Origin of the sequence: Natrialba chahannaoensis JCM 10990 (assembly GCF_000337135.1) — an archaeon.
GTDB lineage: Archaea > Halobacteriota > Halobacteria > Halobacteriales > Natrialbaceae > Natrialba > Natrialba chahannaoensis.
This window is the reverse complement of record NZ_AOIN01000008.1, coordinates 296,091-321,977: the sequence shown is the minus strand read 5'-3', so window position 1 is coordinate 321,977 and position 25,887 is coordinate 296,091. Positions and strand designations below refer to the sequence as shown.

The following is a 25,887-nucleotide window of genomic DNA, read 5'->3' as shown; positions in this document are numbered from 1 at the left end:
GCACGATACCCTTTCCGCTACTCTCACTACGCTCGGCTATGGGCCCCACAGTCACGGACAACGATGTCGGGGAAGCCGTCGAGAGCGCGGACGGCGTTTGCTCGGCATCGTGGTCTCCATCGAGCCGGAAACCGCATACGTCGACCCAGACCCGGACTACCGACTTGATCAAGGCCGTCCTTGACTAGGAAAGTGAGTCGGAAGCGGTGTGCCAGTGACGGACGATGCGGTCGAGCGGATGGCAGAAGATGCGGTTCTGTTGGTCTCTTCCGTCCCGGAGGTGAGCCTCACGAGCGACGGGCTCCGAGACGCCGGTCGCACCGCCGGGCGCGAGTGGACCGACAGGCGGTGACAGACACTGAACGTGGTGGCGACGATCACACGCCCGGTGAACCGGTTCCGGGGACACCACTGCTGAACGGATAGATACCTCCTCCGAACCGACAGGCGAAGACGAAGAAGAGATAACGACAACTTTGCTTCTCAGTAATGCCACACCGCCACTACACTTTTTCTGAACGTCGAACATCGAACGCCGAACGCTGAAAGTCGCGACACCTATCCGTCTTCACCCGCTAGTACGACCAACTGAGTACCCGTATGGCACGAAAGGACCACTACTACAACAAAGCAAAGCAGGAAGGCTACCGCAGCCGAGCAGCATACAAGCTCAAACAGCTCGACCAACTCGAGAACGTCATCTCCGGCGGCGACACCGTCGTCGACCTCGGTGCTGCCCCCGGCGGCTGGCTCGAGGTCGCCGCCGAAGCCGTCGGCCCCCAGGGCCAGGTGATCGGTGTCGACCTCCAGCGCATCCGCGACTTCGACGACCACGACACCATCGAAACCCTGCGCGGGGACATGACCGAAGAACGAACCCGCGAGCGCGTTATCGAGGCTGCAGGCGGCGACGCCGAGTCAGCAGAGACCGGCACGGCCACCGGAACCGGCGGCCCCGTCGACGTCGTCATCTCAGACATGGCACCCAACATGTCCGGCGAATACTCCCTCGATCAGGCCCGTTCACTCCACCTCGCGCGACAGGCGTTCGAGACCGCACTCGAGTTACTCGCCACGGACGGCGACTTCATCGTCAAGGTCTTCGAGGGGCCGGACGTCGATGACTTCCGTGCGGATGTCGAAGAGGAGTTCCAGTATGTGCGCGCGACGAGTCCGAAGGCGTCGCGTGACGAGTCCTCTGAGGTTTACTTTATCGGGAAGGGGCGGCTCACTGCGCCGGTTAGCTCGGGAGACGAACTCGAGGTGGAAATCGTCGACACCGGAACAGAGGGTGACGGAATCGCTTCGATCGAGGGCTATCGGTTGTTCGTACCGGGAACTGCAGAGGGTGAGGTCGTGACGGTTCGTGTCGGTGACGTGAAGCCGAACTTCGGGTTCGCGGAGCGGATTGACGAGGAGTAGGTCGGCTTTCGGCTTTCATCTCCCTTCTTTCCCGTCTCCCGTCTCCCGTCTCTCGTCACTCAGCGTCCGCTCTCTGCTTTGCCGTTTTCTGCTGTTGTGTTGGCTACTCCCGCTTGACCGGCTCGTGGTCCACTGTGCACCGCTTGAGTGCCTTACTCCTCGTCGGTGTCGAGTCGGTCGTGCCGGTCGTCAATTTCGTCGAGCAGATCGAGCGTTTTCCGGATCGAGGCGCGAATCGCGTCGCTTCGATTGACGAACTTCCCGTCATCGCCGACGTGGTCGTCGAGATCGTCGAGCAGTTCTTGTGGAATTTCCACGCTGATTTTGGGCATCAGTCTAGCAGCCCGTTTCGTAGGCTCCTGCCTTAAGTCGTCGGACAGCGATGCCGTGGCTGGCGGAGCCAATGTTGCTGTGAGAACAGGGGTGGGTAATGCCGGTGTTGCTACGAGAACAGTCTTGGGGGGTGCCGAGTTACGTCGTTGCCTCGGTCTCCTGCTCCGGACCGGTCTCGTCGCCACCGCGGCCGCCACCGCCGAAGAGCCGGCCACCACCGGTGAGCAGGTACAACACGCCGAGTCCCAGCATGTAGGTCAGTGCGATCGGAATCGCGAACAGGAGCATTGTCAGGATTCCCTTCGGGCTGGCGATGGCCGCGATGGCGAAGATACCGACCACGACTGGTCGCCAGCGTTTGAGCATCGTCCGGTAGCTGATGATGCCGCCGACGTGGAACAGCGCCATCGTGACGACGATATTGAAGAGGAAGCCGATGCCGATGGTCGTAAAGATCACCAGCCAGAAGAAGCTGCTGATCCGGTAGGAGACCACCATCCCGTTGGTGATCGCGTCCGAGACGAGGTAGGAGATAACCGCGGGTGCAACCCAGAAGAACCCGAGGTAGGTTCCGAACGCGAAGCCGCCCAGCAGCGAGCCACCCCAGACGACGAAGACGCGTCGGTCACCACGGACCAGTCCGCGCTCTTTCATCGCTGGCCAGCCATAGTACAGCACCATCGGGAGGATGGCGACGATCGCTGCGAGCACACTCACCTTCACCTCGAAGATCAGCACTTCGACCGGGTGGAGCGCGATGACGATGTCCATCTCCATGATGAGTTCGTCGAGGGTCATTCCGGCTGGATCAACGTCGTTCCGGACGGCGACTTGGTGGAGGATGTGCTCCGGAACGCGGTCGAGGAACATCGTGAGGATCCACCCGAGTCCGCCCTGGTAGAGCCAGAAGAACGTCCCGCCCATGACGACCATGAAGACGGCCACGATGCGGAACATCTTCGACGTGAGACTGTTGAGGATGAACGCGATGTCGTAGGCGTAGCCGCCGATGTCGTCCTCGTCCGTCTCTTCCTCGGTGAACGGATCGAGCATGCCGGCGGCCGTACTCGCGAAGAGGCCGCCTTCTTCCTCATCCGTGTCCGTCTGGCTCAGTCCCTCTCCCTGGGTCTCTTCTGCCTCGTCGCCGCTTTCCGACTCGGCTTCGGCCTGTGCCTGCTGCTCTTGCAACGTATCGAACCGATCCAGAATTGCCTGAGCCTTGTCACGGTCGTCGTCGTACATTGCCTGCCGGGCCGTCTCCATTGCCCGATCTTCGTCCATCTTGAGAAACACCGTCGCCGGCACCTCCTCAATGTCTCCGGGCGTGAGCATCTCGAAGTCGACGTCGTCGGGATCGGTCGCCGATCGAATGTCACCCTCGCGCGGATACACCGGTGCTTGCAGCACTTTGATCGTATAAACGAACAGCCCGGCAAGTCCCAATCCGAGGGCGACCACGAGACCTACCGCGACATCACCGAGCAAGCCGTACTCGAGGGCGACCGACTCGAGTCCGAGCGGGCCGTCGGGGCCGGGGTGTGCCCAGTCGGGCAGGGACGGGTAGATCGCCTGTTCGAGGTAGTCGAAGGCACCCTGATTGACGGCCGCTGTGATGGCAGCTGCAACGACGACCAATACGCCGACGAACTGGATAACGAGCCGTTTGAGGTGATCTGTCCCGGTCCCGTCGGTTTCGGCTGCGCCGCGTCGTCGGATGTTCGAGACGACCTTTGCAAGGCCGAGACTGAAGATGTAGAGTGCGACCATCGGCATCGCCCACATGATGAGTGTGAACGGATCTGGTGGGGAGAACAGCGCGCCGAAGACGGTAACGCCGACGATCGCGTGGCGCCACTTGTCCCGGAACGTTTCGTAGGGGACGATTTCGGTGTACGAAAGGACGCCCATAAAGAGGGGCAACTGTGCCGCAAGTCCGAACGAGAGCGTCAGCAGCGCCATGAACTCGGTGAACTCGGTAATTCCGAAGCTCGGCTTGACGCCAGCGTTGACGGCGTTGCCCGCGAGGAAGTCGAACGCATACGGGAAGAAGATCGAGTAGGCGTAGGTAATTCCGATACAGAAGAGGATGATCGACGTGAGGCCGAAGCCGGCCATGTACTTTCGCGAGATTGGGACGACGCTCTCGTAGCCGCGGCGACGAAGCGCATCTCGAGAGAGATACAGCAAGGCAGGAATCGCGAAGGCGATTCCGACGAGCATCCCTATTTTCGCCTGCAAGAGGATCACTTCGAACGGTGTCCGTGTAATCAGGTCCGTCGAACTCGCCACGTACGGCGACATCTCCGCTTTCGCCGTTTCTTCGAGAAAGTCCCAGATGAAGACGCGAAGCGCCCAGAAGGAGCCGATAAAGCCGATGACGAAGACGATAAACACCTTCTGTAGATGCGTCTGCGCGCTCGAGAACATCGCGCCGAGGGTTTCACGCCCGCTGTTTATCGCTTGGGCGGTATCCTCATCGACGGCAGAACTCATTTCGTGTGCTGGGGTAACTGACATCCAGTTATCAACCTTTCGAGTCAGGGACCCCTTGATAGCGGAAATGTCCGTGAGGCGACCTCGAATTCCCGACCGGTCACCCGACTTGTCACTCTCCCGCGGTGCTCGTAAGAAAAAGGCCTATAACTGGCGGCCTATCTATATCCCGATAGATGTCGGACGAGTCGGCGGACGCGGGGGAGACTGTGGACCCCGACGAGGACCCTGCGAACGGAGACGAGGAGCCGTCGCCATCGTCTGGGTCGGACGCGCCGGAGACGGAAGCGGAGACGCCAGCGGACTCAGAGGCGGAAGCGGAAGCAGAAACAGAAACAGACGCGGACGCCGACGCTGATACTGACGCCGACCCGGATACTGATTCTGACTCCGGGTCTGTGTCTCCTTCTGACCCTGCGTCTGACTCCGGCGCAGACTTCGAGACAGATACTGACACCGACTCCGACGCCGACACTGACGCTGACGCCGATCACCCAGTCGAAACCGACGGCGAAGGCGTCGTCGGCGGCCACGAACCTGGTTCGGCGTCGGACGAAGACTCGTACCCGGACCCTGACGAAGATGTCGGTGGCATTTCGACACCCCCAGACGACGAGGAGATGCCCCTCGCCGACCACATCGAGGAGATGATCCTCCGTGTTGCGGTCGTCTTGCTCTTCGCGTCGGCTGGGACGGCGATCGGCCTGCTCGGTGCCTCACAGGCGATTGAACACATCTGGTTCAACGTTTTCCCATACGAGATCGAGAACGTCCCACCGCCACACGTCTACCACCCGCTGGAGCTGTGGCTGACCCGAATTAAGGTCTCGGCACTGCTCGGCATCATGGTCGGGTTGCCGGTGTTTGTCTACCAGTGTTACCGGTTCATGAAGCCGGGCCTGTACCCGCACGAGCGCAAGTACTACCTGGCAGCCGTGCCCACGAGCGTGGTGCTTGCGGGGATCGGAATGTTGTTCTCCTACGTGCTCGTCCTCCCGATTCTCTTCGAGTACTTCACGTTCTACGCAGAGGGCAGTGCGGATATCGCCTACGCGCTGGGTGATACCTTCGACCTGATCATCACGCTGATCGGTTTCCTCGCTATCGTCTTCCAGATTCCGCTGTTCATCATGCTTGCGATCATGATGGGTGTGACCACCCGGCAGTGGCTCGCGGACAAGCGCCTGTACTTTTGGGCGGCCTTCTTCGGGCTAGCGTTCATGTTCACGTTCGACCCGACCGCGATGGCACCGATCCTCGTGGGGATCACGATGATCCTGCTGTTCGAAGGGACGCTGTTGGTCCTGAAGTGGGTCGGCGTGGACTGATCCCGTTCGCGTTCTTTCCTACAGCCGGGCTCCTGCGCGCCGTGAACATATTCCTGTGAGATGTGTGCGTACGTCTGTCCCTAGCTACTCTCTCGACTTTCTGATCCCCTGATGGGAACGCTCTGTCTGGGAGCAGAACCCCTTCTTGAGTTTGGCCGTTCTCGTTCACGCGTTTGTCCGCTGTCGAATAGTGTACTCGAGTAGGTGTCCGATTGCACGTGTTCGACGATAGTTTGTGATCATGATGGAGTCTGTGAGTCGAGTGCAGCTTTGGCGTCGGCCTCACATCGTTGAGCGCCCTTGTTACCGTCAAGTTACACGATCGTTGTCGACGACCTCACTGCTGTCGACGTCCGCTCCTCGTCGTCGAGCAGGCTAAGCAGTAGCTGCTAGTCGACGAACCGCCGAGTGCGGTACGACACCTGCTCGCGGGTCCGTAACGACTCGTAAGAAAGTAGTCTGGTGAATACTAGCACACCCGACAGGTTCGGTAGCGGGGTACCGCGACAAACGATTCGTATCCGTCGCGTGCTGAGAGTTCCGAAAGGAGTCCTCTACGTGCTGTAACTACGGAGCAAAAACAGGTGCGATATTCGGTTTCGGCCGTCGATCGAAACGTGCCAGAGGAACGAACAGCATCCACGGACGATCAGTCAGCAGACTGGTGGTAACTGGACTGGTGCTCAGTCTGGGACTGTTCGTGCCCACCGTCGGTGGTTGGCAGCGCGATCTGAACGATGTCTCGCGTCTGTCGGCCCAGATCGGTCGCAAAGCGCAGTACGTTCGCCATTCCCTGCTCACCGGGTGCACGATAACACGCGATCAGCGACCACATGACCGCAACGCCGATCGAGCCGGCAGCCGAGAACGTCATTCCCATCGTGCCGTAGGTGAACGCATAGATGCCACCGATCGTCATCGAGGGGACACTCGAGCCGAGGGGGACGCGAGCCGAGGCGTCTTTGATTGTTGGTGCGAGGAAGACAATCGAGAGAATGCTTCCAGCGAGAAAGACCAGGTCCTGCCACATCATTTCCATCATCAAAACCGCTTACTCGGCAGTGAGTAAAAAGCCTCTCGGTGTCGAAAACCGCACAGAAACCGGACTCTCGCGGGAACATGGTTGTTCGAGAGTCAACAGTGACACGGGGTATTGACAGTTATCCGATAGTGATTATCCAACCAACTCCGCGGCGTCCGCAACTCAGCGATGCGACTGCGTCCGCACCGCCGCGTACTCTCGGGCCCTCTCGAGTGAGCCCGCACCATCGTACCGAGCTGAAAAAAGCAACATAAACCGGCGCGCGAGTTCGTCACAGCGTTCGAACGTCAACACCGTCCGCACCCGCTGGCGCTCGCTGCACTCGAGTTCCGGATAGCTCGTGACGGTCAGCGCGTAGCCGGGCTGGTCGTCGCCGTCAAGCGAGGCAGGAGCGACTTTTAATCGTAGATCGTTGGTGCTGTGGTCGTAGAGGTGATATTGGCGTTCTCGCTCGCTTTCGGCAGGTGTGTACACTCGGGCAGTGTGGACGGCCCACTCGGGCGGCAGATCGGCGTCGTCCATCGAGTACTGGTTCTCGATCTGGTGTGACGTTCGTGTCGCCTCGTGCAATATTGTCGAACACTATGGTGGATACTGAGGCTGTGGCGTGTTTGAGGGATAAAATTGCGTTATATTTTGAACGAATGGTTACTTCTGACCAATCAATTCGAACGAACGAAAATCGACAGCCGGTACGCCGCTCCTCAGTCGTCTGACTCTGTCGCAACCGCCTCGTCCGACTCCGGACTGACGCTCCCCGTTCGGTAGCCGTGTAAGTCGAGTGTGACGTGATCGAAACCGAGGTCCGAGAGTTCGTCGCGGACGGTCTCGACGAACTCGCGCTGGAGAGCACGCTCGAGTTCCGCAGGCGAGACCTCGATACGGGCGAGGCCGTCGTGATCGCGCACACGGAACTGGTCGAATCCCCACTGTCGCAGCAGTGCCTCGGCCTGTTCGACGCGGGTGAGTCGTTCTTCGGTGACCTCGAGTCCGGTCGGGATGCGCGAGGAGAGACACGCCATCGAGGGTTTGTCCGCCACTGAGAGGCCGTACTGGTCGGCAATCGCCCGCACCTCGTCTTTCGTGATGTCGTGGGCTAACAGTGGCGAGTGAATCTCGAGTTCCTCGACGGCTTGCAGCCCTGGCCGATGACCCGCGCCGGGGTCGTCGGCGTTGGTCCCGTCACAGACGGTTTCAATGCCAAGGTCCCGTGCGGTTTCGATCATCTCGCCAAGGCGCATCGTCCGGCAGTGATAGCAGCGTTCGTCGTCGTTCTCGACGAACTGCTCGCTCTCGAGTTCGGAGAAGGAGACGATCTCGTGGCGGATGCCGATCTCGTCGGCGACGCGCGCTGCGTCCTCGAGTTCGGCTTCGGGAAGCGTCTCGCTCTTTGCGGTGCAGGCGACTGCGTCGTCCCCGAGTGCGTCGTGGGCGAGTGCGGCGACGACACTCGAGTCGACGCCGCCGGAGAAGGCGACGAGGACGCCGTCATGGGTGGCCAGTTCGTCGCGGGCGGCCTCGCGTTTCGCCTCGACCGTTGTCATGGCTCCTGATTCGGACTGCGCGGGCAAAAGCGCGTTGTCGTCGTCGTGTGCTGCCGGTCCCTGTGGTTCGTGGTTCGTGTTTTGTTTACCGATCCTCGCGTGTCTCGTTCCTGCCCTCACGTTTCACCTGTTGATGCTGACGCTCAATCGTCGAGTGATTCGTTGATACCGCCGCGGAGTCGCGTTTCGGGGAGCAACACACCGGTTTCACGGTAGACGCCGCCGAGCAAGATTGCACCGGCGATCAGTGGCATGACCGCGCAGGCGGCGTACACCGGTGTGAAGCCGACGACTTCGACGATCGGGACGGAAATCAGTGGGCCGAGTCCGCCGCCGACGTCGCCGAGGACGTTGTTGGTTCCGGTGGCGCGTCCCATCTCGTCGTTCGGCGTGAGGTCAGCAAGCAGTGCCATGAGTGGGCCGCTCGTCCCACCCTGACCGGCACCGATGAAGAGACACGCGAGAGTGAGTGTTTCGACCGAGTTGGCACTGGCGAGGAGGATGAAACCGACGAACGAGACGATCAGGAAGACGAGCAGCGTCGGGATGCGCGAGTCCGTTCGGTCGCTCACGAAGCCGCCGAGGAACATGAAGACGGCCGCAGCGAGCACGGTGATGGCCATGAAGATGCCCGACGAGCCCTGTGCGTTGAAGCCGAGCACGCCGATGCCGTGTTCGTCGAGAAAGAGGACGAGCGTCGCGAACAGCGCACCGATGTAGGCGAATAGGACGGCGAAGTTGACCAGGCCGACGGTAACTGTGGTCAGACTGGTGTCGATGTTCCACGGGGAGACGGTCTGGCGATTCTCGCCCTCAACATGGGTTTCCGGAACGGTCACGTAGGCCATCGCGCTCGCGACGAGCGCGAACGCTGTCGCGACGATGAACGCAGCGTTGATGCCGGCGACTTCGCTGACGATACCGCCGAGGACGAGGCCGGTCGGGAAGCCGAAGATGCTCCCGCCGCGGATGAGTCCCATGCTGGTTCCGCGCGAACCGCCCTTGCTCACGTCGGCAGCGATGGTGTAGGCCGTCGCGAAGACGAGCGCGCTGCCGATCCCCCAGATGAGTCGCGCAAGGAGAAACCAGGCTTCGGGAAGCGGCGCGGCCATTGCGATGACGTAGCCGAACGTGCCGATGCTCTGGATAAGCAGGCCGACAATGAACGGTGTCCGAGTGCCGATACGGTCGACGAGGCTGCCGGCGGGCGCGTTCGCAACGAGCCGCGAGAACCGGTTCGCACTCAGAATGAAGCCGACGAGAAATGGCGAGATTCCGAGGAGGTCACCAAGGTTCGGTAGAATCGGGAAGATAACACCGCCGCCAAAGCCGACGAAGAAAGTACTGGCGACGACGGAACCGATGATCAGATACCGTCGCCTCGAACTGTATTCCGCTTGCCCGTCCGCAATCGTCGTATCGTCCACGCGTCAGATCTCACTGACTACTTGGTCAGTTCGACGTAATGGTCTATCGGTTCCGGCAGTCCGGCCCGAGTGGTTGCGACGAGCAGTCAAACGCGTGCCGGAGCGTTAAGGGGCCGCTTGTGGTACCACACCAGACCAGATGTCTGTACTCGCTCGGCTTCCATCATCGCTCGTTCCACAGTCTATCCGAGAGCAGTCAGGAACAGATAGCGAGAGCACGTCGGCAACTCAGTCCGCCCCTGCTGTCCCACCGTCGCGCGACCACTCACGCGAAGCACACGTTGCCAACGCCGCCGCTCGCGGCTTGCAGGCCGGCTTCGTCGCAACACTCATCATGACCGCGTTCCGGCTCCCGATCCTTCGTTCGTTGCCGCCGTCTGCAAACTTTTGGACACAGTACGTGGCTCGTGACGGCTCCGACCCTGGTGATCATCCGATCGCGGGACTCGTCTTGCATCTCCTCTACGGCGTCCAGGCCGGTGCGGTCTTCGGCGGCCTCTTCGCGCTCCAGGACGCAGAGCGCTCGATCGAAGCCGAACAGCGCGGTATCGTCTGGGGCAGCGTCTTCGGCATGGCGCTCTCCGCGTTCGGCTCGCAGTTCATGCTGAAGGAACTGCTCGACATTCGACTCGAGAACGACGAACTTGCACTGTTCCACGCCAGCCACCTCGTCTACGGCATTGCGCTCGGTGCCTGGGTCGGCTCGCGCACCGAAGGCGTCGAGGACCCAGATAGGGAGTACGGCTACAACGACGAGTGAACGGTTCTACACTGGCATACCGCTCGACTCCACGCCGCTGCCCCTCCTTCCACCTGAGACACCACCGATCAGATGACGCGTCCACACACTGGTCAACTGCTCGCCCGGTTCGCTCGACCCACCGCAGCCGAGCCGACGCGCATCGCCATCCTCTCGGATATCCACCTCGCGACCGACGCGACCGGCACCTGGAAGGTCTTTCACCGCACCGAACGCCACCTCCAGGCCGCCGTGTCGGCAGTCAACGATCGCGCGTTCGACGGCGTCGTCGTCGCGGGCGACCTGACACGGAACGGGACGCCGCCCGAGTTCGACCTGTTCGACGACCTCGCGGACTTCGAGCCGCCCGCGGTCGCAGTCCCCGGCAACCACGACTTCCCGACGACGTTCGACGAGCACGAGTCACTGCCCGTCCGGACGTTCGAGGACCGGTACACACCCGGCGGACTGCCGTTTCACGTCCAGTTCGGCGACCTCGACGTCTTCGGCCTCGACAGCCACGCTGCGACCCCCGACTCGCCCGCCGAGACCTGGGACGGCCGCATCGATTCCGCACAACTGATGTGGCTCGACGAGGCCCTGTCTGCTGCGAACCCCGACACGTCCATCGTCGTCGTCCACCACAACCTGCCCGCGACGGGCGACCTCTACGAACGCTACCGCGCCGAACTTCCCGTCGAGGGCAGCGTTCCCGGCTTCACCAACCCCGAACCGCTGGTCAAACTGCTCGTCCAGCACGATATCTCGCTCGTCGTCACCGGTCACCTCCACTTCCCCGCCGTCGAACGGGCCGACGGCGTCACCGAACTCACCGTCCCCGCCGTCTCCTCGTTCCCCCATGCGCTCGTCGCACTCGAGTCCGACCCGAGCGGGACGACAGCACGGCTGGTGCCGTTGACCGACGGGACGGGGATGGTCGAGTCGATTGCCCACGGTTGGGAGAAGGATCGGGTGTTGTTGTCTGCGGCGCAGTTAGCGACGTTGCCGCTGGTCGAGGACGATGTACTCGAGTAGTCGGTTCCTGTTTTATTGGGTATGTTAAAACACCTATAATATGACAAGAATGGCTGCTGAATACAGAGCATCAATGCAGCATGACGACTCCGTTTGTTTTATACCGGAATACGTGAACTACCGGCTCACTACACGTTCTTATTGAACGCTGAACGGTCTGTTAGTACTGAGGGGATTCAGAATCTCGTGCTGCCTTTCAATCCTTCTCTGAGCACCGCCGTTTAGCATCGCATGTGGCGTTACCGCCGCTAACCCGGTTCGTCCGGGACGAACCAGCGTGAGAGACGACCGGAAACGTCGAGGCGGAAGACTCAGAGCAGTGACCAGTCGAGGAACAGTTTTGACGGTATGAGAAGTGCGAGAGCCACGAATGGGGTCTCCCGTGGCCCGACCGGGAACGTGAGGATGAAGACGCCCACAGACAGCAGCAAGAGGAAATTCGATCAAAGACGTAACGAATACTAGGTAGGGGTATTAAACAAGACGTCCGAAATCGATATCCCCAGAGAGCCCGATACCCCTGCAGAACCGCCCGAAAATGCAGACTTCACCAGAGCCGCCGATCGAGATTGCCGTACCTCCTGCCCACTGGATATCGAGACAGATTCGATCTGGATGGTGAAATCAAGCGAAATTTCGACGCCGGAGGTACCACGTCTGGCCCTCAAGCCTGCCCTACTTTCCAACGAATACCCGCCCGCACTCCCCTCATAGAGAGTTCGGTAGAGCGGTGATGACCAGTCGTCCTGCGTTGTAATTTGCTCAGAGTGGACCTATAGACCGAGAGGACGAGCACGATCGCAAACGTGACGACGATACCGATCGCGACCGGGAGCGTTGTGGCAGGCTCGTGTTCCTCGAAGAATTTCGACGGGCTCCGGAGGAACAGGGAGAGGGAGTGCAGCAGGGACCATTCCATACTGCCTGCCGTTTCACGACGAACAGTTATTTCTGTTGATCAGTTCACGGATTCGTGGGTGAGAACGAGATCGCTTTCTGGGTCGGCTACGAACTGGTCGATCGCTCAGGTGGACGCTTCTTCAGACGGACTCAGGCCGGCTGCGAACTCGAGTGCGTTGACTCTTCCCGCCGAATCAGACTCGCGAGTCCGTGTGCAACCAGCCCGATCACGGCCCACTTCCAGGCGAGGAGCGCGACGGCGAGCAGCAAAATCGCACGAGCGTTGTGTCCGCGGTCGAGTGCGCGTTTCATATCTGCGAGAACGGAGACGACGGTGAACGTTCGCGTCGCCTTTGACCCGAGGAATCGTTTGAGTACCATGTCCGTTGTTGGGACGCAGGCCGGATAACGACGGTCCCGTAGACCGCAAGCGACAGGACGGTCCCGTAACCTGCCGGTGACAGCAACCGGCAGCGACCGACAACAACCCACTCGCACTCACCCACGTCCGCTCTCGTTAGGCCGCCGGCAGCGTAAACGACATCGTCGTCCACTCCCCCGGCTCGCTCTCGAGCCACATCTCGCCGCCGTGGCGCTCGACGATTCGCTGACAGAGCGCCAGTCCGATCCCTGTTCCTGGGTATTCTCCGAGGTTGTGCAACCGTTCGAACACCTCGAACACTCGCTCCTGATCCGACGGCTCGATTCCGATTCCCTCATCATGAACCGAAATCACCCACTCACGCCGTCGGTCGCGAAACCGAGACTCAGCATCGACGTGTATCCGCGGTTGGTCGTTGCCGCTGTACTCGAGTGCGTTCTCGAGCAGGTTCTGGAAGACTTGTCGCAACTGGTTGGCATCGCCCTGGACGCGAGGAAGGCCGTCCTCGGTTACCGTGAGCTCGGCGTTCGTCTCACCGATCTGTAGCTGGAGGTCTTCGCGGACGTTTGCGAAGACGTCGTCGAGATCGACGGGTTCGAGCGGGTCGCCGCGCGTCTCGACGCGGGAGTACGCGAGCAGACCGTCGATCATCCGTCGCATTCGCTCTGCGCCGTCGATAGCGTACTCGAGGAACTCTTCGCCGTCCTCGTCGAACGCCTCGCTGTAGCGCCGTTCGAGTAACTGGAGATAGCTCGAGATCATTCGCAGTGGTTCCTGCAGGTCGTGTGAGGCCGCGTAGGCGAACTGTTCGAGGCGGTTGTTCGACTCCTCGAGCTGGGCGACCGTCTCCTCGAGTTTGCGCTGGTTCTCCTTGCGCTCGGTGATGTCGTGGGCCATCGTCATTCCGGCGAAGACGGTGCCCTCGCTGTCGGTTACTGGCACCGCGTACAGTATCCACTCTCTGTCGTCGTGGCAGAACTCAACCGACTGCTCGTCGCCCTCGAGTGCGCTCCGAAGGATGGGTTTGATCGTTTCGCGTGTCTCTGGGTTCCAGACATCCGCGACGTTCGAGCCTTCGATCTCGGATGGCTCTTCGCGGATCATCTCGAAGCCCTGTCCTGCCGCCAGGGTGTACTCGAGGTCGTGGTCGAACAGGGTGACGACGCCGTTCGGGAAGTACTCGGCAATGGTCCGGTAGCGCTGTTTCGATTCCTCTAACTCCTGTTCGCGCTGTTTTCGATCGGTGACGTCTCGGAAGTAGACCGAGATGCCGGTTTCGGAGGGGTAGAGGTTTGCTTCGACCCAGAATCCGAGCCGAGGGTAGTAGAGTTCGTAGTCCGTTGGGACCTGTTCGTCTCGCGCCGTGTGGAACGCGTCCCAGATCTCGTCGATTTCGGCAGATGACGGAAAGACATCCCAGAGGCGCTCCCCAAGGAGGTCTGCTTCGGGATAGCCGAGAAGCTCCTCGGCGCGGTCGTTGACGAGCGTGAATCTGAACTCATTGTCGACCGCGTACAGCGCGTCGGACACCCGATCGAATACGCGCTGGAGTTCGGTTTCGAGCTCACGCTCACGGTTTCGTCGGTCGGTCATATCGCGCGTCACCTTCAGAAAGCCCTGGTGTGTGCCGTCGGCATCTCGAACGGGCGTAATCGTGACGTCCGCCCAGAACTGCGATCCGTCCTTCCTGACGCGCCAACCCTCGTCCTCGACTGAGCCGGTCTCGAGTGCAATCTGCAGATTCCGTTTGGGAACATTTGCCGCCCGTTCCTCGTCGGTGTAGAACACCGAGAAGTGCTGGCCGAGGATGTCGTTGCGCTTGTAGCCCTTGGTCTGGCGTGCGCCCTCGTTCCAGCTGATGACACGGCCGTCTTCGTCCAGCTGGAAGATTGCGTACTCCGTGATAGTGTCGACGAGGGTGTTGAACGCTTCCTGACTCTTTTTGAGTTTTCCCTGAGAGCGCTTTCGCTCGGTGATGTCGTCGTAGAACTCGACACGGCCACCAGCGTAGGGTCCGGTCTTGATCGACTTGCTCTGATACTCGAGCCAGCGCTCGCCGCGGTCATCGACGAGTTTGAACTCGAGGTAGTCGTCGGATACCGTTTCGACGGTGATCTGCTCGTCCTCGCGGTCGTTTCTCTCTGTGTCGGCTGGGGTATCGCTGTGTCTCTCTTCGCGTTCGTTCCCGTGTTTCTCTTCGTTTTCGTCTTCGATTTTGTTTTTGTCTTCGCTGTCACCGCTGCTTCCGTCGTCCCCTCCGCGTCCGACTCGACTGACGAACGAGGCCGGCTCGACGATCCGGTCGGCGAGCTGTTCCTCGACGACAGTTCGTTTGGGCCGACCGAGAACCGACTCGCGCTCGAGACCGAGATACGCTTCGGCGGTCTCGTCGAGCCACCTGATCTTGGCGTTGTCGTCGATGACGATCGCACCGATGCTGGCTCCGTTTAGTGCAGCTTTGATCGAGTCCGCCGAGGCGCGATCCGCTTCCGAGGCGGTGGGCTCTGGAGTCGAGACGGGTCCGGATTCCGCTATCGTCTCCAGGCTAGATTCTGCTTCTGATTCTGTGGTCGGCTCGGATTCTCTGCCCGGCTCCGATTCCTGTTCCTGCTCCGGAATCCGTTCCGAACCCGCGGTCGAATCCACACCCTGTTCGCGGACGAAACAGAGCACACCGTCCGGCTCGTCCTCGGTCGCGTCTTCCGCTGGCGGTATTCGACTAACTCGGACAGTACACGGCACCGCATTCCCATCCACGGCTCGGATGTCGACCGCGGTTTCGACGACGGGTTCGTCCTCGGACTGGGAGGCGAGCATGTCGTCGATCGTCGCAACACCTGCATCGTCGAAGAGTGTCGAAATGTGGGTGCCTGCAAGCTCCTCACCCGGATAGCCAGTGATCGATCGGAAGTCCTCGTCGACGACCACAATGTGGCCGTTCTCGTCCCACTGGCAGAGTCCACCATCGACCGTCCGGGCGAGGGCACGATACCGTTCCCAGCTGTTCTCGTCCTCAATATTACCCCACAATATATCGGTAACACCCGATCGACGAGACATATGCGTCGGGATGTCACCGAGCGGGATAAGCACCGTGGCGTCTCTTGTTGGTGCCATCGACTCATCGACTCGTCCTTGAGTCGCGACAGCCGCGAGTCCCACCGATGTTCATCCGGGTTGTTGTAGCGTGTTCCCGGTGGTCGCCACCCCATCAGAGTGATTACCGGTATGGAACGACGACGAACTATGTGAATGGTGGATGGTAGCACACGATCTGCGGCGGGCGGGAGCTTTTTCTCGCTCCGGTTGGATACGACCGTCGAGAACATGGACCTCGAGTCGATTCCGGGCGTCGGCGAGAAAACCGCCCGGGCGCTGTCGGAACTCGACGACCCGGAACAAGCGCTGCGCGCGGGTGATGTCGCGACGATCGCGTCCGCACCCGGTATCACGCAGGGACGGGCCGCCCGGATCGCACGCGGCGCGATTCGCCGCGAACACGACGATCCCGGCGGCTTCCTCGCGACCGACCGCGCCAGAGAGATCTACCGCGAGGTCCTCTCGCTGCTCAAAGAACGCACGGTCACGGCGTACGCTGCCCAGCGCGTCGAGACGTTCTACCCGAGCCCGCGTCGCTCGCGCATCGAGGAAATTCAGACGTTCTCGCGCGAGGCAATTTCCCGCGAGGCCGACCCCGCTGTCCTCGAGGCACTCGAGGGCGTCGAACCACTTCGAACGCCCGGCGACGTTCGCGTCCGCGAGCGCTGTCTCGCGACGACCGACGCCGAGCGCTACTCTGCGGCCCGCGAGGCGATCCCTGAACTCTCCGTTGAAGTCGTCGAGGACGCCCAGGGACTCGCGGAACTCGCCCGCGGCTACTCGACCGTCATCGCACTCGATGAATCCTTCGCCGGCGTCACCGTCGAAGGCGACGTGCAGGTCAGACCGGATGCACTCGAGTCCCCCGCCGAAATCGTTCCCGAACGCCCGCTCGCGTTCTTCGCACGAAACCGGGATCGAATCACCGCCGCGATCGACGTTCACCGGACCGCCGGCCTCACGGACGAGGTTGAGTGCGACCTCGACGCACTCGAGGACGGCCTCTCGCGACTCGAGCCGGACGGCACCGTCGCCGGCGACGACGAACTCGACCGACTGACGGTCGCCGCGGACGACTTAGATGCGGCGGTCGGTACCGCAGAGACCGTCGCGAACGACCACCTCCGGGACGCGATCCGCGAGGAGGACGTGACCATCGAGGGCTCGGACCTCCTGTCGCTGGTCGAACGCGGCGCTGGCGTCGACTCGCTGCTCTCGCGGGAACTCGCAGACGAGTTCGCCGCGGCCGTCGCCGCCGCGCGCGAGCACCTGATCGACTCGCTCGACCTCGACGCGGGCGAGGCGGAACTCGCGCGGCGCATCTTCGGCGACGAACCCACGTTCCCCGTCGAGCGCGACGAGGACGCCGCCGCTCGACTGCGCGAGGAACTCACCGCGGCCAAGGAACGGCGCGCGGGCAAACTCAAGCGCGAACTGGCGGCCGACCTCGCTGATCAGCGCGACGGTGCGCGGGAACTCGTTCGAGGCGCACTCGAGTTGGACGTCGAACTCGCGATTGCCCGCTTTGCCGAGGACTTTGGGTGTACGATGCCGGAGTTCGTCTGGGACGCTGACGGCGGCGGTAGCGGTGGCGGTGATGACGCCACGGACGCCAACACCGGCTTCACCATCGAGGCCGGTCGCTCACCGCTGCTCGACGAGCCACTCGAGGCCATCGACCCAGTCGACTACGAAGTGTCGGGTGTCGCACTCCTCTCGGGAGTCAACAGCGGCGGGAAGACCTCGCTGCTCGACCTCACCGCGAGCGTCGTCGTCCTCGCGCACATGGGGCTGCCCGTTCCCGCCGAGCGAGCGGCGCTGCGGCGTTTCGACGACTTACACTACCACGCGAAGACCCAGGGCACGCTCGACGCCGGCGCGTTCGAGTCCACCGTCCGCGAGTTCGCCGACCTCGCCCAGGGCGGTGAGGGCTCGCTCGTACTCGTCGACGAACTCGAGAGCATCACGGAACCGGGCGCGTCGGCGAAGATCATCGCCGGAATTCTGGAAGCCTTGCACGAAAACGGCGCGACGGCGGTCTTCGTCTCTCACCTGGCCGACGAAATCCGCGAGATGGCTGGTTTCGCGGTGACGGTCGACGGTATCGAAGCCGTCGGACTGGTCGAGGGGGAACTCGAGGTGAACCGCTCGCCGGTGAAGAACCACCTCGCGCGCTCGACGCCGGAACTGATCGTCGAGAAGCTTGCGACGGAGGCGACGGAAGCGAACGCGAACAACACAGTGCGTGCAAACGGCGGCACCGAGACGGTATCGGAGCCGCAGTTCTATGACCGGCTACTCGAGAAGTTCGAGTGACGGTGCCGTCGCAGCGCTTGCGGGTCGGTGATTTCGGTGGCTGATTTTTCACCGTGCTTGGTGATGGAACGGATGTGACGGATACATCCGTATTTCTCTCTGTTGGGGTCGCGCTCATCGCCGCCTTGGTTCTCGGCGAGGTTGTTGACCGCGCTGGTGAACCGGTGATACTCGGCGAGATCCTCGCGGGCATCGCGCTCGGAACGTACATGTTGGGTGTCATCGATCCCGACGGAGCCTTCGCGCTGCTGGCTTCGATCGGCGCGATGCTGTTGCTGTTCGACGCCGGCTACGAGGAGATTGACCTCGGAAAACTTGAGCAAAGCGGCGCTTCGGTCGTTGTCGTCGCGTTGCTCGGCGTCGGTGTCCCTGCCGTAGCGGGCTTCGCGACGGGAGTCGTGTTCGGATACGACCCCACCGCTAGCGCCGTGCTCGCAATCGCGTTCGGCGTCACATCGATCGGCGTCTCCGCGCGGATGCTCTTCGATGTCGATCGGCTCCACACGCAGTACGCGCTGCACATCGTCGGCGTAGCGGCGCTCGCAGAAGTCGTCGGTCTCACCGCGTTCTCGTTGCTCGTAACGCAGCAGGCGGGTGCATCGCTCTTCCAGTATGTCCGTATTCTGGCGCTCGTCGCAGCTTTCTTCGCCGGAGTCTTTGTCGTCTACCGGCTGCTCATCGGACGGTTCGCACGGATGCTTGGTGGTTCGAACCAGCCCAACTCGGAGTTGATCGGTATCATGGGGCTCCTCTTTTTGTTCGGCTATGCTGCGGACGCTGTCGGACTGGACGCGATCCTCGGCGGTCTGGTCGCCGGACTGATCGTTGGAACCGATCGCCGGTTTCGACGCGCGCAGATCCGTGAGGGGATCGTCGGAATTGCGTACGGGGTGTTCATTCCGCTGTTCTTCGTCAGCGTCGGTGCACGGCTGGATCCGTCAGCGTTGTTGCAGTTTGATCCCTTCGTGGCGACAGTCGTTACGGCCGGCGTCGGTGCGAAAGTCGGCGGTGGCTACCTCGGTGGCCGTCTGGTTGGGCACGACCACGCCGACGCGCTGATCGTCGGTATCGGCTTGTTGCCTCGCGCCGGTGCCGAACTGATCGTTGCGACCAGCGCGCTCGCTGCAGGCATCATCGATCAGCGGCTCTTCGTTGCGGTCCTCGCGCTGGTGCTCGTTTCAGTGCTCACAGCACCCCTTCTACTCACTCGCGCGATCCGGCGGGCCGATGCGTCCACGTGATCGTTTGCCGGCTCACTTTCCCATTTAGGACTGCCGGCCGTGGCCCGACGTATGACCAGCGACCTCGCAATCACAAACGCGCTCGCGTTGACGATGGGCGACGGCCGACTCGGAATCGTCGATGATGCGACAATCGCCGTCGAGGGCGGTGTTCTCACTTACGTCGGTTCCGCCGACGAATTCGACGGCGACCCGGCGCGAACCATCGACGGCAGCGGTCGGGTTGTCCTCCCCGGACTGGTGAATGTCCACGCCCATACCGGCCTGACGCTCCTTCGCGGCGGCGCACAGGATGTGCCCGAAATCGAGTGGATGAACCGCGCGCTCGGTCCACTCTCGGAGGCGATGACCGCCGAAGACGAGATCGCCGGCGCGCGACTCGGTGTCCTCGAGGCGCTGCGCTCGGGGGTGACCACCGTCGGCGAGTACGCGGCCGATGTCGCCGACCTCGTCGACGCGGTCTCCGATCCGATGGGCATTCGTGTCGTTGCCACGGAGACGATCAACGCTGTCGACGACGCCGCAGCCGACCTCGGGCCGGACGAGCCGTACCCGCTCGACGAGGAGCAGGGCTGGGCGGGACTTGAACGCAACGAGGACCTGTTCGACACGTACGACGACCACGAGCGCGTCTCGTGTCTCTACGGACCACAGGCACTCGACATGGTGCCGCCCGAACTACTCGAGACAATCCGCGACCGCGCCGTCGAGCACGACCGGGGCATCCACATGCACGTCGCGCAGGGCGAGCGCGAGCACCGCCAGATTCAGGCCCGCTACGGTGCGGACGAGACGACCGTCAGCGTTCTCGACGACCTCGGCATCGTCTCGGAGCGCTTGCTCGCCGTGCACCTCCACAACGCCACGCCCGCAGAACGCGAGCACCTCGCCGACGCCGGCGTGCGGATGGCCGCGAACCCGAGTTCGATCGCCGCCATCGACGGCATCACGCCGCCAATCGCCGAGTACCGCGAGTACGGCGGCGTCGCCGGCATCGGAACGGATCAGGCTCCCGGTCCGGGCGGGCACGATTTCCTGCGAGAGCTGCGGACCACGGCGCTGCTCGCGAAGACCAAGCAAACTGATCCGACCGCCTTCCCCGCGTGGGAGGCGCTTCGCGTCGCGACCATCGAGGGTGCGAAGACGCTCGGGATCGACGACCGCGTGGGCTCACTCGAGGCCGGCAAACGCGCCGACCTCGTCGTGCTCGACCTCGACCACCCCTCGACCGCACCCGTCGTCTCCGAGCCGCTGCAGACGGCCGTGCCGAATCTGATCTACGGCGCGAACGCCGGCCTCGTCGACACGGTCGTCGTCGACGGCGAGGTGGTACTCGAGAACGGTGCCGTCACGACGGTCGACGAGGGGGCGGTACTCGAGTCGGCGAACGAGCGCGCTGCGGTAGTCTTCGATCGTGCGGGCGATGCGTGGCGCGCGGCTGATTCCGAACTCGTGGGTCGAGTGGAGGATGGCTGGCTCTGAACGTTGAAAGCTGAGAGTCGACAGCTGACATCGGCGTCGGTATCGGCGTTGACGTGGGTTGCGACTATGAACCTGTCTCGGCGCACAGACACTCGTGGCCCTGCGACGACCGACCGATGACGAAGGCGTGGATCTCACTGGCGAGTGCGTACATCGCCTGAGCTCGTTCCGCTGAGGCGAGCCCGTCCTGATAGTACGTTTTTGCTCGGTGGTCGCGCCAGAGGTCGGCAAGGTCCGCAGCCACGGATTCAGCAACGATGCCGACCGTAGCCGCTTCTCGATACACACCCGGGTGTGTTCCGGGAAGATCGTTCGGCTCCATCGTTCCGCGCTCGAGGAGTCGGAACTCGACCGTTCGTTCGATTGCGACGAACGAAGCTTCGATAACGAGTGTGTAGTATCCCGCCTCACGCAGGGCGTCGGCACCAGCGAGCAGTCGGCACGCCTTCCGTAGCTGGAGGAGCGCTGCGTCCGTCACATCGAGTCCGGATTCAATTTTTGCCGGCCGCCGGTCGAACGCCGCCTGTGCGTCGTCGATGAACTGTTCGATTCGCGTACTACTCATCGCCAATCACTGTCTTCCGGAGCGATTGCAGTTGGTCACTGCCGTACACCGTGATACCCTCCAGGAAGATCTCCCGGAGCTTCGGCCCTGCTCGACGTGCGCTCGCTGTGGATTCGACGTACGGTTCGAAGTCGAACCGGTCCCCATCGAACCGTTGCTCTTGGAGGTCGGCAACAACGTCGGCGATGACGCGACGGGCCGTTGTCCGGTCGCCGTCAACCACGACGAACAGGTCGATGTCGCTCTGTCGGTCGGCGTCGCCTCGAGCGACGCTTCCAAACACGACGACGCCGACAACGTCGTCGATCTCATCGGCAGCACTGGCTGCCTCACGAACGTGCGTCACAACGGCCCGAATCGGCGCGTGGAACTCCGATTGTTCGATCGCGAGTATCGGATCGTCCTTCTGGAGCCGATCCGGATTAATCGAGACGTAGTTTCGCCGTGCCGTTTTCCGGATTCGAACGGCACCGATATTCTCGAGGAGATTGACGGCCCGCCAGACCGTCGACCGAGTGACGTCCGTTGCGTCGACGAGATCGGGGATCGTAAACTCCGTCTCGTGAGCATCGACTAACAGCCGGAGGATATCGTCCGCCGCTCCGATACGAAACACGTCGGTCTCTGCATCCGGATACGCATCGATGCAGATTGTCACGTTCTGTTGCGCCATTTCAGACAGTGTATGATCTTGTGCAACAATACATAAATAGATACTGTGCTCTCCTCGCAGCACGTGCATACTGTGCCGACGTTGGCGTCTGAACGATTTCGGATTTGAGCCGAATCGTCGGCATTGGTAGCGGGGGCACGGTACTCGAGAGCCGTGACGATGCGTGGCGCGCGGCTGACTCCGAACTTGTAGGCCGAGTAGAAGGCGGCTGGCTCTGAACACTGTGCGCGATTCGTGTGGATCACGGCTGTCGAGCGGGTCAGAACCCGATAGACAGCAAACAACTAAGTAACTCGGACAGCGTGGTGAAAGTGATGGCAGACGACCCCGAGGAGGGGATGTTGTCGTGGGACGAGTCCGTGTTTCGGGACGAGCACGTCTTCGAAATCGACTACGTCCCTGAGACGTTCCAGCACCGCGAGGGCCAGATGCGAAACCTGACGTACGCGCTGCGGCCAGCGGTGCGTGGCTCGCGCCCGCTCAACGTCGTGGTTCGGGGCCCGCCGGGAACCGGCAAGACGACCTCGATCCAGAAACTGTTCGACGAGGTCGGCGCACAGACCAGCGACGTGCGGACCATCCGCGTCAACTGTCAGGTCAATGCAACCCGCTACTCGGTGTTCTCGCGACTGTTCGAGGGAACTTTCGACTACGAACCGCCGTCGTCGGGGATCTCCTTCAAGAAGCTATTCAGCCAGATCGCGGAGAAACTCGTCGAGGACGACCGCGTGCTCGTCGTCGCCCTAGACGACGTCAACTACCTCTTCTACGAGAACGAGGCCTCTGACACCCTCTACTCGCTGCTTCGCGCCCACGAGGAACATCCTGGCGCGAAGATTGGCGTTATCGTCGTTTCCTCCGACCCCTCCCTCGACGTCATCGACGAACTCGACTCCCGCGTTCAGAGCGTCTTCCGCCCCGAAGACGTCTATTTCCCGGTCTACGACCAGCCCGAAATCGTCGACATCCTCGACGAGCGCGTCCGCCGGGGCTTTCACGACGGCGTCATCGGCAGGGAGACACTCGAGTACGTCGCCGAACTCACGGCCGACAGCGGCGACCTTCGGGTGGGGATTGATCTCCTGCGCCGGGCGGGGCTCAACGCGGAGATGCGTGCGAGTCGCAGCGTCGAACGGCAGGACGTCGAGGAGTCCTACGAGCAGTCGAAGTATATCAACCTCTCGCGGTCGCTCTCTGGCTTAACTGACACCGAGCAGACCCTCCTGGAGGTTATTGCACACCACGACGGCGAACAGGCGGGCGAGGTGTACGAAGCCTTCCGCGAGCAGACGGATCTCGGCTACACCCGGTATTCGGAAATCGTGAACAAGCTCGACCAGCTCGGGTTGATCGACGCCGAGTACGCGGAGGTCGACGGCCGCGGCCGATCGCGCTCGCTGTCGCTGTCCTACGAGAAGGATGCCGTGCTGGATCGACTCGAGTAAGCTGCCGGGCGCGCCGGCCGGTCAGGATAGGCTCACCGCTCGCTCGCAAGTTCTTCGACTCCGATACGTTCGACAGCTTGACCTTCCGTTTTATACTGGTCGCAGCTGTGGAGGCGAACGATGGAGCCAGTTACGACAGACGGCGCGCCGTCGTTCACCGACCTGTATTCGCTGCCGATCGGGCAGGGGATGATCCACGGAGAGACGCTACACGCTGCGCAGCTCCCCGGTGATCCGGAGACCGGCGAGATCATCGGTGACACGATGAGCGAACAGGCCGAACGGACGCTTGACAACATTGAAGCGACCCTCGAGGCGGGCGGGTCATCCTTCGACGACGTCATCAAGGTAACTGTGTACGTCACCGATCTCGATTCGTTCGAGGAGTTCAACGAAGTCTACAGGCAGTACGTCTCCGAGCCGTATCCGGTTCGATGCGTCGTCGAAGTTTCGGATCTCGCTGCAACGGCCATGGTCGAAGTCGATGTCGAAGCTGCCGTTTGATACGGTCTGCTGTCGGTCATTTCCGGTGCAACCGTAGGATGGGGCGCGGTTCCACCGGTAAACCGTTACAGCAAATCGTCCGAATCGTGATCGACTGCCCGCCAGTCCAGTCCATGAACTGTTGTCGCAGATATAATAACCCGGTTCTGATCGGAGAGTTCCGTGATCACCGAGATGAACGATGCCACCAGTGACCACTAGTTAGGACCTCCTCTTCGTGAGTGGCGAGTGTCAGACGGAGGTAACTGCTGGTGCTTTGTGCGGTACTGCACTCAGGCCTGATCGAGTTGTTCACGATATCCCTCGGCGATTTCGAGTGCATTGTCGATCCGGTCTTGTGTGTCGGTGTCCGTTCGTTCGCTGAGCTGTCTGAGCTGATTGAGGTGTTTGTCGAGAATTGCGTGATCGGGCTTGCGATCGCTGACCGTGTAGTCTTTGAACGCACTGGCGACCTCGCGGATGTCCTCGCGAGCGCCGTCGTCGTCGGCTGTCTTGGCCGCCTGCTCGAGTTTGTCACGTGCCTGTGATAGTTCCTGAACCATGTGCGAGGCCACAACGACCCGCCCTATAACGGTTAGCGTGGCACCTGAACAGGAGGTTGTTTCGCACCGTTCAAATCCGTTTCAGTCTGTTTTCCATCCGGCGTTCTGCGTTCAACATCGTGTTGACCGACTGCCACCTGGGAATGACTGATTACCTCTTATCGAGACACATGGTATTACCAGCAGAAACGGTAGTCAACCTGCTGAAACTAACTGCTGTGTTCTTCTGGCCGAACGCCCCTTACCCGGCTGCAAATGACGTTCTCACGACGCACGACGCTCAAGGTAATTGGTATTGCAAGTGGAGTTGGACTCTCCAGTGGCGTCGCCCTCGCGAGCGGTGACGACACGACAGACGAGTGCGGTAAACCGTCGAAAGACGACAAACCGATGGACGATGACCGTCCGGCAGACGAGCCCACCGACGCTGCAGTTCGCGTCGCACACTTCTCGCCTGACGCACCTGCAGTCGACATCCTCGTCGACGGTGCGGAAGTCCTCTCGGATGTTCCCTACGGTGCCATTTCACCCTATCTGGACCTCGACCCAGGCACCTACACGATCACGATTACTGCGGCTGGTGACCCCGACACCGTTGCGTTCGAGGGTGACGTCGACGTTGGCGACGCCTACTACACGGTCGCAGCGATCGGCGAACTCGAGGCGGAGACGTTCCGACCGGAGGTGCTGACAGATGCCGAGCCGCTTCCGAGCGATGCACCAGCGGAGTCGGCGTTCGCCCGGGTCGCCCACTTCTCGCCCGACGCGCCCGCAGTTGACATCTATGCGGACGACAATCCGCTGGTCGAGGACGTCTCCTTCGGTGATGTCTCCGAGTACCTCGCCGTTCCCGCAGGTGCCTACGAACTGTCCGTCCGGCCTGCGGGCGACCCAGAGACTGTGGTCGCGGCGTTCGACGTTGAACTCGAGGCCGACGTAGCGTACACCGGGTACGCAATTGGCTACCTCGAACCAGCAGCCGACGTGGCTGACCGTGACTTCACGGTCGAGATTGCCGTTGACGGCCCCGACGCAGACGACGAAGCGACGCCAGCCGAGACGGAGGCCGACCCTGTCGACGACGCCGTTGAGCCCGATGAGCCTGCCGACGAACCGACGACCGAACCAGAGACTGAGCCTGAAGCCGAACCGGAACCGGAACCCGAGCCTGACCCCGACACCGACGACGCACCTGTCGACGAGCCAACCGAGGCTGACGCAGAGGCCTAATCAGGGCCTGCCGAGACAGTAGGTCGACCGGAGGGACGAACTGAGACGGCACACGACCGGTGACACACCGCGGCGGTGGGCTCCCGGTCTGCACCTCTTTTGACCTGCTCTCGGTCGCTCGCTTGAACTCCCATTATTTCGCGAT

General features: G+C 61.8%; 22 protein-coding genes. 11 read left to right on the top strand and 11 right to left on the bottom strand.

From position 1 onward, the window contains the following. Positions 1-214 precede the first annotated feature (214 nt). Together C482_RS21975 and C482_RS01470 are read left to right on the top strand one after the other, a co-directional pair. Positions 215-352, top strand: a complete 138-nt coding sequence (locus C482_RS21975; protein ID WP_193787726.1) for a hypothetical protein — start codon at positions 215-217, stop codon at positions 350-352. A gap of 248 nt (positions 353-600) precedes the next feature. After that, on the top strand, positions 601-1,422 hold the full coding sequence (locus C482_RS01470; RefSeq protein ID WP_006165572.1) for a 23S rRNA (uridine(2552)-2'-O)-methyltransferase: 822 nt from the start codon (positions 601-603) through the stop codon (positions 1,420-1,422). A 152-nt stretch (positions 1,423-1,574) separates the two neighbouring features. Here C482_RS01470 and C482_RS01465 read toward each other — a convergent pair whose 3' ends face one another. Next, positions 1,575-1,754 (bottom strand): ribbon-helix-helix protein, CopG family, encoded by a 180-nt coding sequence (locus tag C482_RS01465; RefSeq protein ID WP_006165571.1) that lies wholly within the window; start codon positions 1,752-1,754, stop codon positions 1,575-1,577. A 139-nt stretch (positions 1,755-1,893) separates the two neighbouring features. Next, positions 1,894-4,248 carry a twin-arginine translocase subunit TatC gene (locus tag C482_RS01460; protein ID WP_049896373.1) on the bottom strand — a complete coding sequence of 785 codons (2,355 nt, stop codon included), beginning with the start codon at positions 4,246-4,248 and terminating at the stop codon, positions 1,894-1,896. 176 nt (positions 4,249-4,424) lie between these two features. On the opposite strand from C482_RS01460, the gene tatC reads away from it, so the two are divergent. After that, on the top strand, positions 4,425-5,576 hold the full coding sequence (gene tatC, locus C482_RS01455; RefSeq protein ID WP_006165569.1) for a twin-arginine translocase subunit TatC: 1,152 nt from the start codon (positions 4,425-4,427) through the stop codon (positions 5,574-5,576). A 649-nt stretch (positions 5,577-6,225) separates the two neighbouring features. Here the strand turns inward: tatC and C482_RS01450 are convergent. From C482_RS01450 to C482_RS01435, 4 genes are all read right to left on the bottom strand, one after another. Then, positions 6,226-6,615 (bottom strand): hypothetical protein, encoded by a 390-nt coding sequence (locus tag C482_RS01450; protein ID WP_006165568.1) that lies wholly within the window; start codon positions 6,613-6,615, stop codon positions 6,226-6,228. 165 nt (positions 6,616-6,780) lie between these two features. Beyond that, positions 6,781-7,140, bottom strand: a complete 360-nt coding sequence (locus tag C482_RS01445) for a hypothetical protein (RefSeq protein WP_049896380.1) — start codon at positions 7,138-7,140, stop codon at positions 6,781-6,783. 182 nt (positions 7,141-7,322) lie between these two features. Continuing rightward, on the bottom strand, positions 7,323-8,162 hold the full coding sequence (gene larE, locus C482_RS01440) for an ATP-dependent sacrificial sulfur transferase LarE (RefSeq protein WP_006165566.1): 840 nt from the start codon (positions 8,160-8,162) through the stop codon (positions 7,323-7,325). A gap of 143 nt (positions 8,163-8,305) precedes the next feature. Next, positions 8,306-9,589 (bottom strand): MFS transporter, encoded by a 1,284-nt coding sequence (locus C482_RS01435; RefSeq protein WP_006165565.1) that lies wholly within the window; start codon positions 9,587-9,589, stop codon positions 8,306-8,308. A 139-nt stretch (positions 9,590-9,728) separates the two neighbouring features. On the opposite strand from C482_RS01435, the gene C482_RS01430 reads away from it, so the two are divergent. Continuing rightward, the gene (locus C482_RS01430; RefSeq protein WP_006165564.1) at positions 9,729-10,349 is read left to right on the top strand and encodes a hypothetical protein; all 621 of its coding nucleotides are present in this window, start codon (positions 9,729-9,731) and stop codon (positions 10,347-10,349) included. Positions 10,350-10,421: 72 nt separating this feature from the next. Beyond that, entirely contained in the window at positions 10,422-11,363 is a 942-nt protein-coding gene (locus tag C482_RS01425; RefSeq protein WP_006165563.1) for a metallophosphoesterase family protein, read from the top strand. 1,050 nt (positions 11,364-12,413) lie between these two features. Here the strand turns inward: C482_RS01425 and C482_RS01415 are convergent. Continuing rightward, positions 12,414-12,644, bottom strand: coding sequence for a hypothetical protein (locus C482_RS01415; protein WP_006165561.1), 231 nt, complete (start codon positions 12,642-12,644; stop codon positions 12,414-12,416). Positions 12,645-12,780: 136 nt separating this feature from the next. Further along, positions 12,781-15,705, bottom strand: a complete 2,925-nt coding sequence (locus tag C482_RS01410) for a PAS domain S-box protein (protein ID WP_049896372.1) — start codon at positions 15,703-15,705, stop codon at positions 12,781-12,783. 267 nt (positions 15,706-15,972) lie between these two features. Between C482_RS01410 and C482_RS01405 the strand changes: the two genes are divergently transcribed. From C482_RS01405 to C482_RS01395, 3 genes are all read left to right on the top strand, one after another. Next, the gene (locus tag C482_RS01405) at positions 15,973-18,060 is read left to right on the top strand and encodes a MutS-related protein (RefSeq protein WP_006165559.1); all 2,088 of its coding nucleotides are present in this window, start codon (positions 15,973-15,975) and stop codon (positions 18,058-18,060) included. Between the two features lie 74 nt (positions 18,061-18,134). Further along, positions 18,135-19,301 carry a cation:proton antiporter gene (locus C482_RS01400; protein WP_161605584.1) on the top strand — a complete coding sequence of 389 codons (1,167 nt, stop codon included), beginning with the start codon at positions 18,135-18,137 and terminating at the stop codon, positions 19,299-19,301. Positions 19,302-19,352: 51 nt separating this feature from the next. Continuing rightward, a complete protein-coding gene (locus C482_RS01395; protein WP_006165557.1) occupies positions 19,353-20,783 on the top strand; it encodes an amidohydrolase family protein in 1,431 nt (476 codons plus the stop codon). A 64-nt stretch (positions 20,784-20,847) separates the two neighbouring features. On the opposite strand, the gene C482_RS01390 is transcribed toward C482_RS01395, so the two are convergent. Together C482_RS01390 and C482_RS01385 are read right to left on the bottom strand one after the other, a co-directional pair. Next, positions 20,848-21,348, bottom strand: coding sequence for a hypothetical protein (locus C482_RS01390; RefSeq protein ID WP_006165556.1), 501 nt, complete (start codon positions 21,346-21,348; stop codon positions 20,848-20,850). After that, entirely contained in the window at positions 21,341-22,021 is a 681-nt protein-coding gene (locus C482_RS01385) for a helix-turn-helix domain-containing protein (RefSeq protein ID WP_006165555.1), read from the bottom strand. Before C482_RS01385 ends, C482_RS01390 begins: the two co-directional genes overlap by 8 nt. A gap of 314 nt (positions 22,022-22,335) precedes the next feature. Between C482_RS01385 and C482_RS01380 the strand changes: the two genes are divergently transcribed. Further along, positions 22,336-23,466, top strand: a complete 1,131-nt coding sequence (locus C482_RS01380; protein WP_006165554.1) for an ORC1-type DNA replication protein — start codon at positions 22,336-22,338, stop codon at positions 23,464-23,466. A gap of 120 nt (positions 23,467-23,586) precedes the next feature. Continuing rightward, positions 23,587-23,970 carry a RidA family protein gene (locus tag C482_RS01375; RefSeq protein WP_006165553.1) on the top strand — a complete coding sequence of 128 codons (384 nt, stop codon included), beginning with the start codon at positions 23,587-23,589 and terminating at the stop codon, positions 23,968-23,970. Positions 23,971-24,242: 272 nt separating this feature from the next. On the opposite strand, the gene C482_RS01370 is transcribed toward C482_RS01375, so the two are convergent. Further along, on the bottom strand, positions 24,243-24,512 hold the full coding sequence (locus C482_RS01370) for a DUF7553 family protein (RefSeq protein ID WP_049896371.1): 270 nt from the start codon (positions 24,510-24,512) through the stop codon (positions 24,243-24,245). Between the two features lie 255 nt (positions 24,513-24,767). Here C482_RS01370 and C482_RS01365 point away from each other — a divergent pair, with 255 nt between their 5' ends. Continuing rightward, the gene (locus tag C482_RS01365; RefSeq protein WP_006165551.1) at positions 24,768-25,742 is read left to right on the top strand and encodes a DUF4397 domain-containing protein; all 975 of its coding nucleotides are present in this window, start codon (positions 24,768-24,770) and stop codon (positions 25,740-25,742) included. Positions 25,743-25,887: the final 145 nt, after the last annotated feature.

Coding starts and splice junctions, on each gene's coding strand:
- C482_RS01395 (WP_006165557.1), top strand. CDS start 19,353: ATGACCAGCGACCTCGCAATCACAAACGCGCTCGCGTTGACGATGGGC.
- C482_RS01465 (WP_006165571.1), bottom strand. CDS start 1,754: ATGCCCAAAATCAGCGTGGAAATTCCACAAGAACTGCTCGACGATCTC.
- C482_RS01390 (WP_006165556.1), bottom strand. CDS start 21,348: ATGAGTAGTACGCGAATCGAACAGTTCATCGACGACGCACAGGCGGCG.
- C482_RS01405 (WP_006165559.1), top strand. CDS start 15,973: ATGGACCTCGAGTCGATTCCGGGCGTCGGCGAGAAAACCGCCCGGGCG.
- C482_RS01425 (WP_006165563.1), top strand. CDS start 10,422: ATGACGCGTCCACACACTGGTCAACTGCTCGCCCGGTTCGCTCGACCC.
- C482_RS01365 (WP_006165551.1), top strand. CDS start 24,768: ATGACGTTCTCACGACGCACGACGCTCAAGGTAATTGGTATTGCAAGT.
- larE (WP_006165566.1), bottom strand. CDS start 8,162: ATGACAACGGTCGAGGCGAAACGCGAGGCCGCCCGCGACGAACTGGCC.
- C482_RS01385 (WP_006165555.1), bottom strand. CDS start 22,021: ATGGCGCAACAGAACGTGACAATCTGCATCGATGCGTATCCGGATGCA.
- C482_RS01410 (WP_049896372.1), bottom strand. CDS start 15,705: ATGTCTCGTCGATCGGGTGTTACCGATATATTGTGGGGTAATATTGAG.
- C482_RS01460 (WP_049896373.1), bottom strand. CDS start 4,248: ATGAGTTCTGCCGTCGATGAGGATACCGCCCAAGCGATAAACAGCGGG.
- C482_RS01380 (WP_006165554.1), top strand. CDS start 22,336: ATGGCAGACGACCCCGAGGAGGGGATGTTGTCGTGGGACGAGTCCGTG.
- C482_RS01445 (WP_049896380.1), bottom strand. CDS start 7,140: ATGGACGACGCCGATCTGCCGCCCGAGTGGGCCGTCCACACTGCCCGA.
- tatC (WP_006165569.1), top strand. CDS start 4,425: ATGTCGGACGAGTCGGCGGACGCGGGGGAGACTGTGGACCCCGACGAG.
- C482_RS01470 (WP_006165572.1), top strand. CDS start 601: ATGGCACGAAAGGACCACTACTACAACAAAGCAAAGCAGGAAGGCTAC.
- C482_RS01415 (WP_006165561.1), bottom strand. CDS start 12,644: ATGGTACTCAAACGATTCCTCGGGTCAAAGGCGACGCGAACGTTCACC.
- C482_RS01375 (WP_006165553.1), top strand. CDS start 23,587: ATGGAGCCAGTTACGACAGACGGCGCGCCGTCGTTCACCGACCTGTAT.
- C482_RS01430 (WP_006165564.1), top strand. CDS start 9,729: ATGTCTGTACTCGCTCGGCTTCCATCATCGCTCGTTCCACAGTCTATC.
- C482_RS01450 (WP_006165568.1), bottom strand. CDS start 6,615: ATGGAAATGATGTGGCAGGACCTGGTCTTTCTCGCTGGAAGCATTCTC.
- C482_RS01370 (WP_049896371.1), bottom strand. CDS start 24,512: ATGGTTCAGGAACTATCACAGGCACGTGACAAACTCGAGCAGGCGGCC.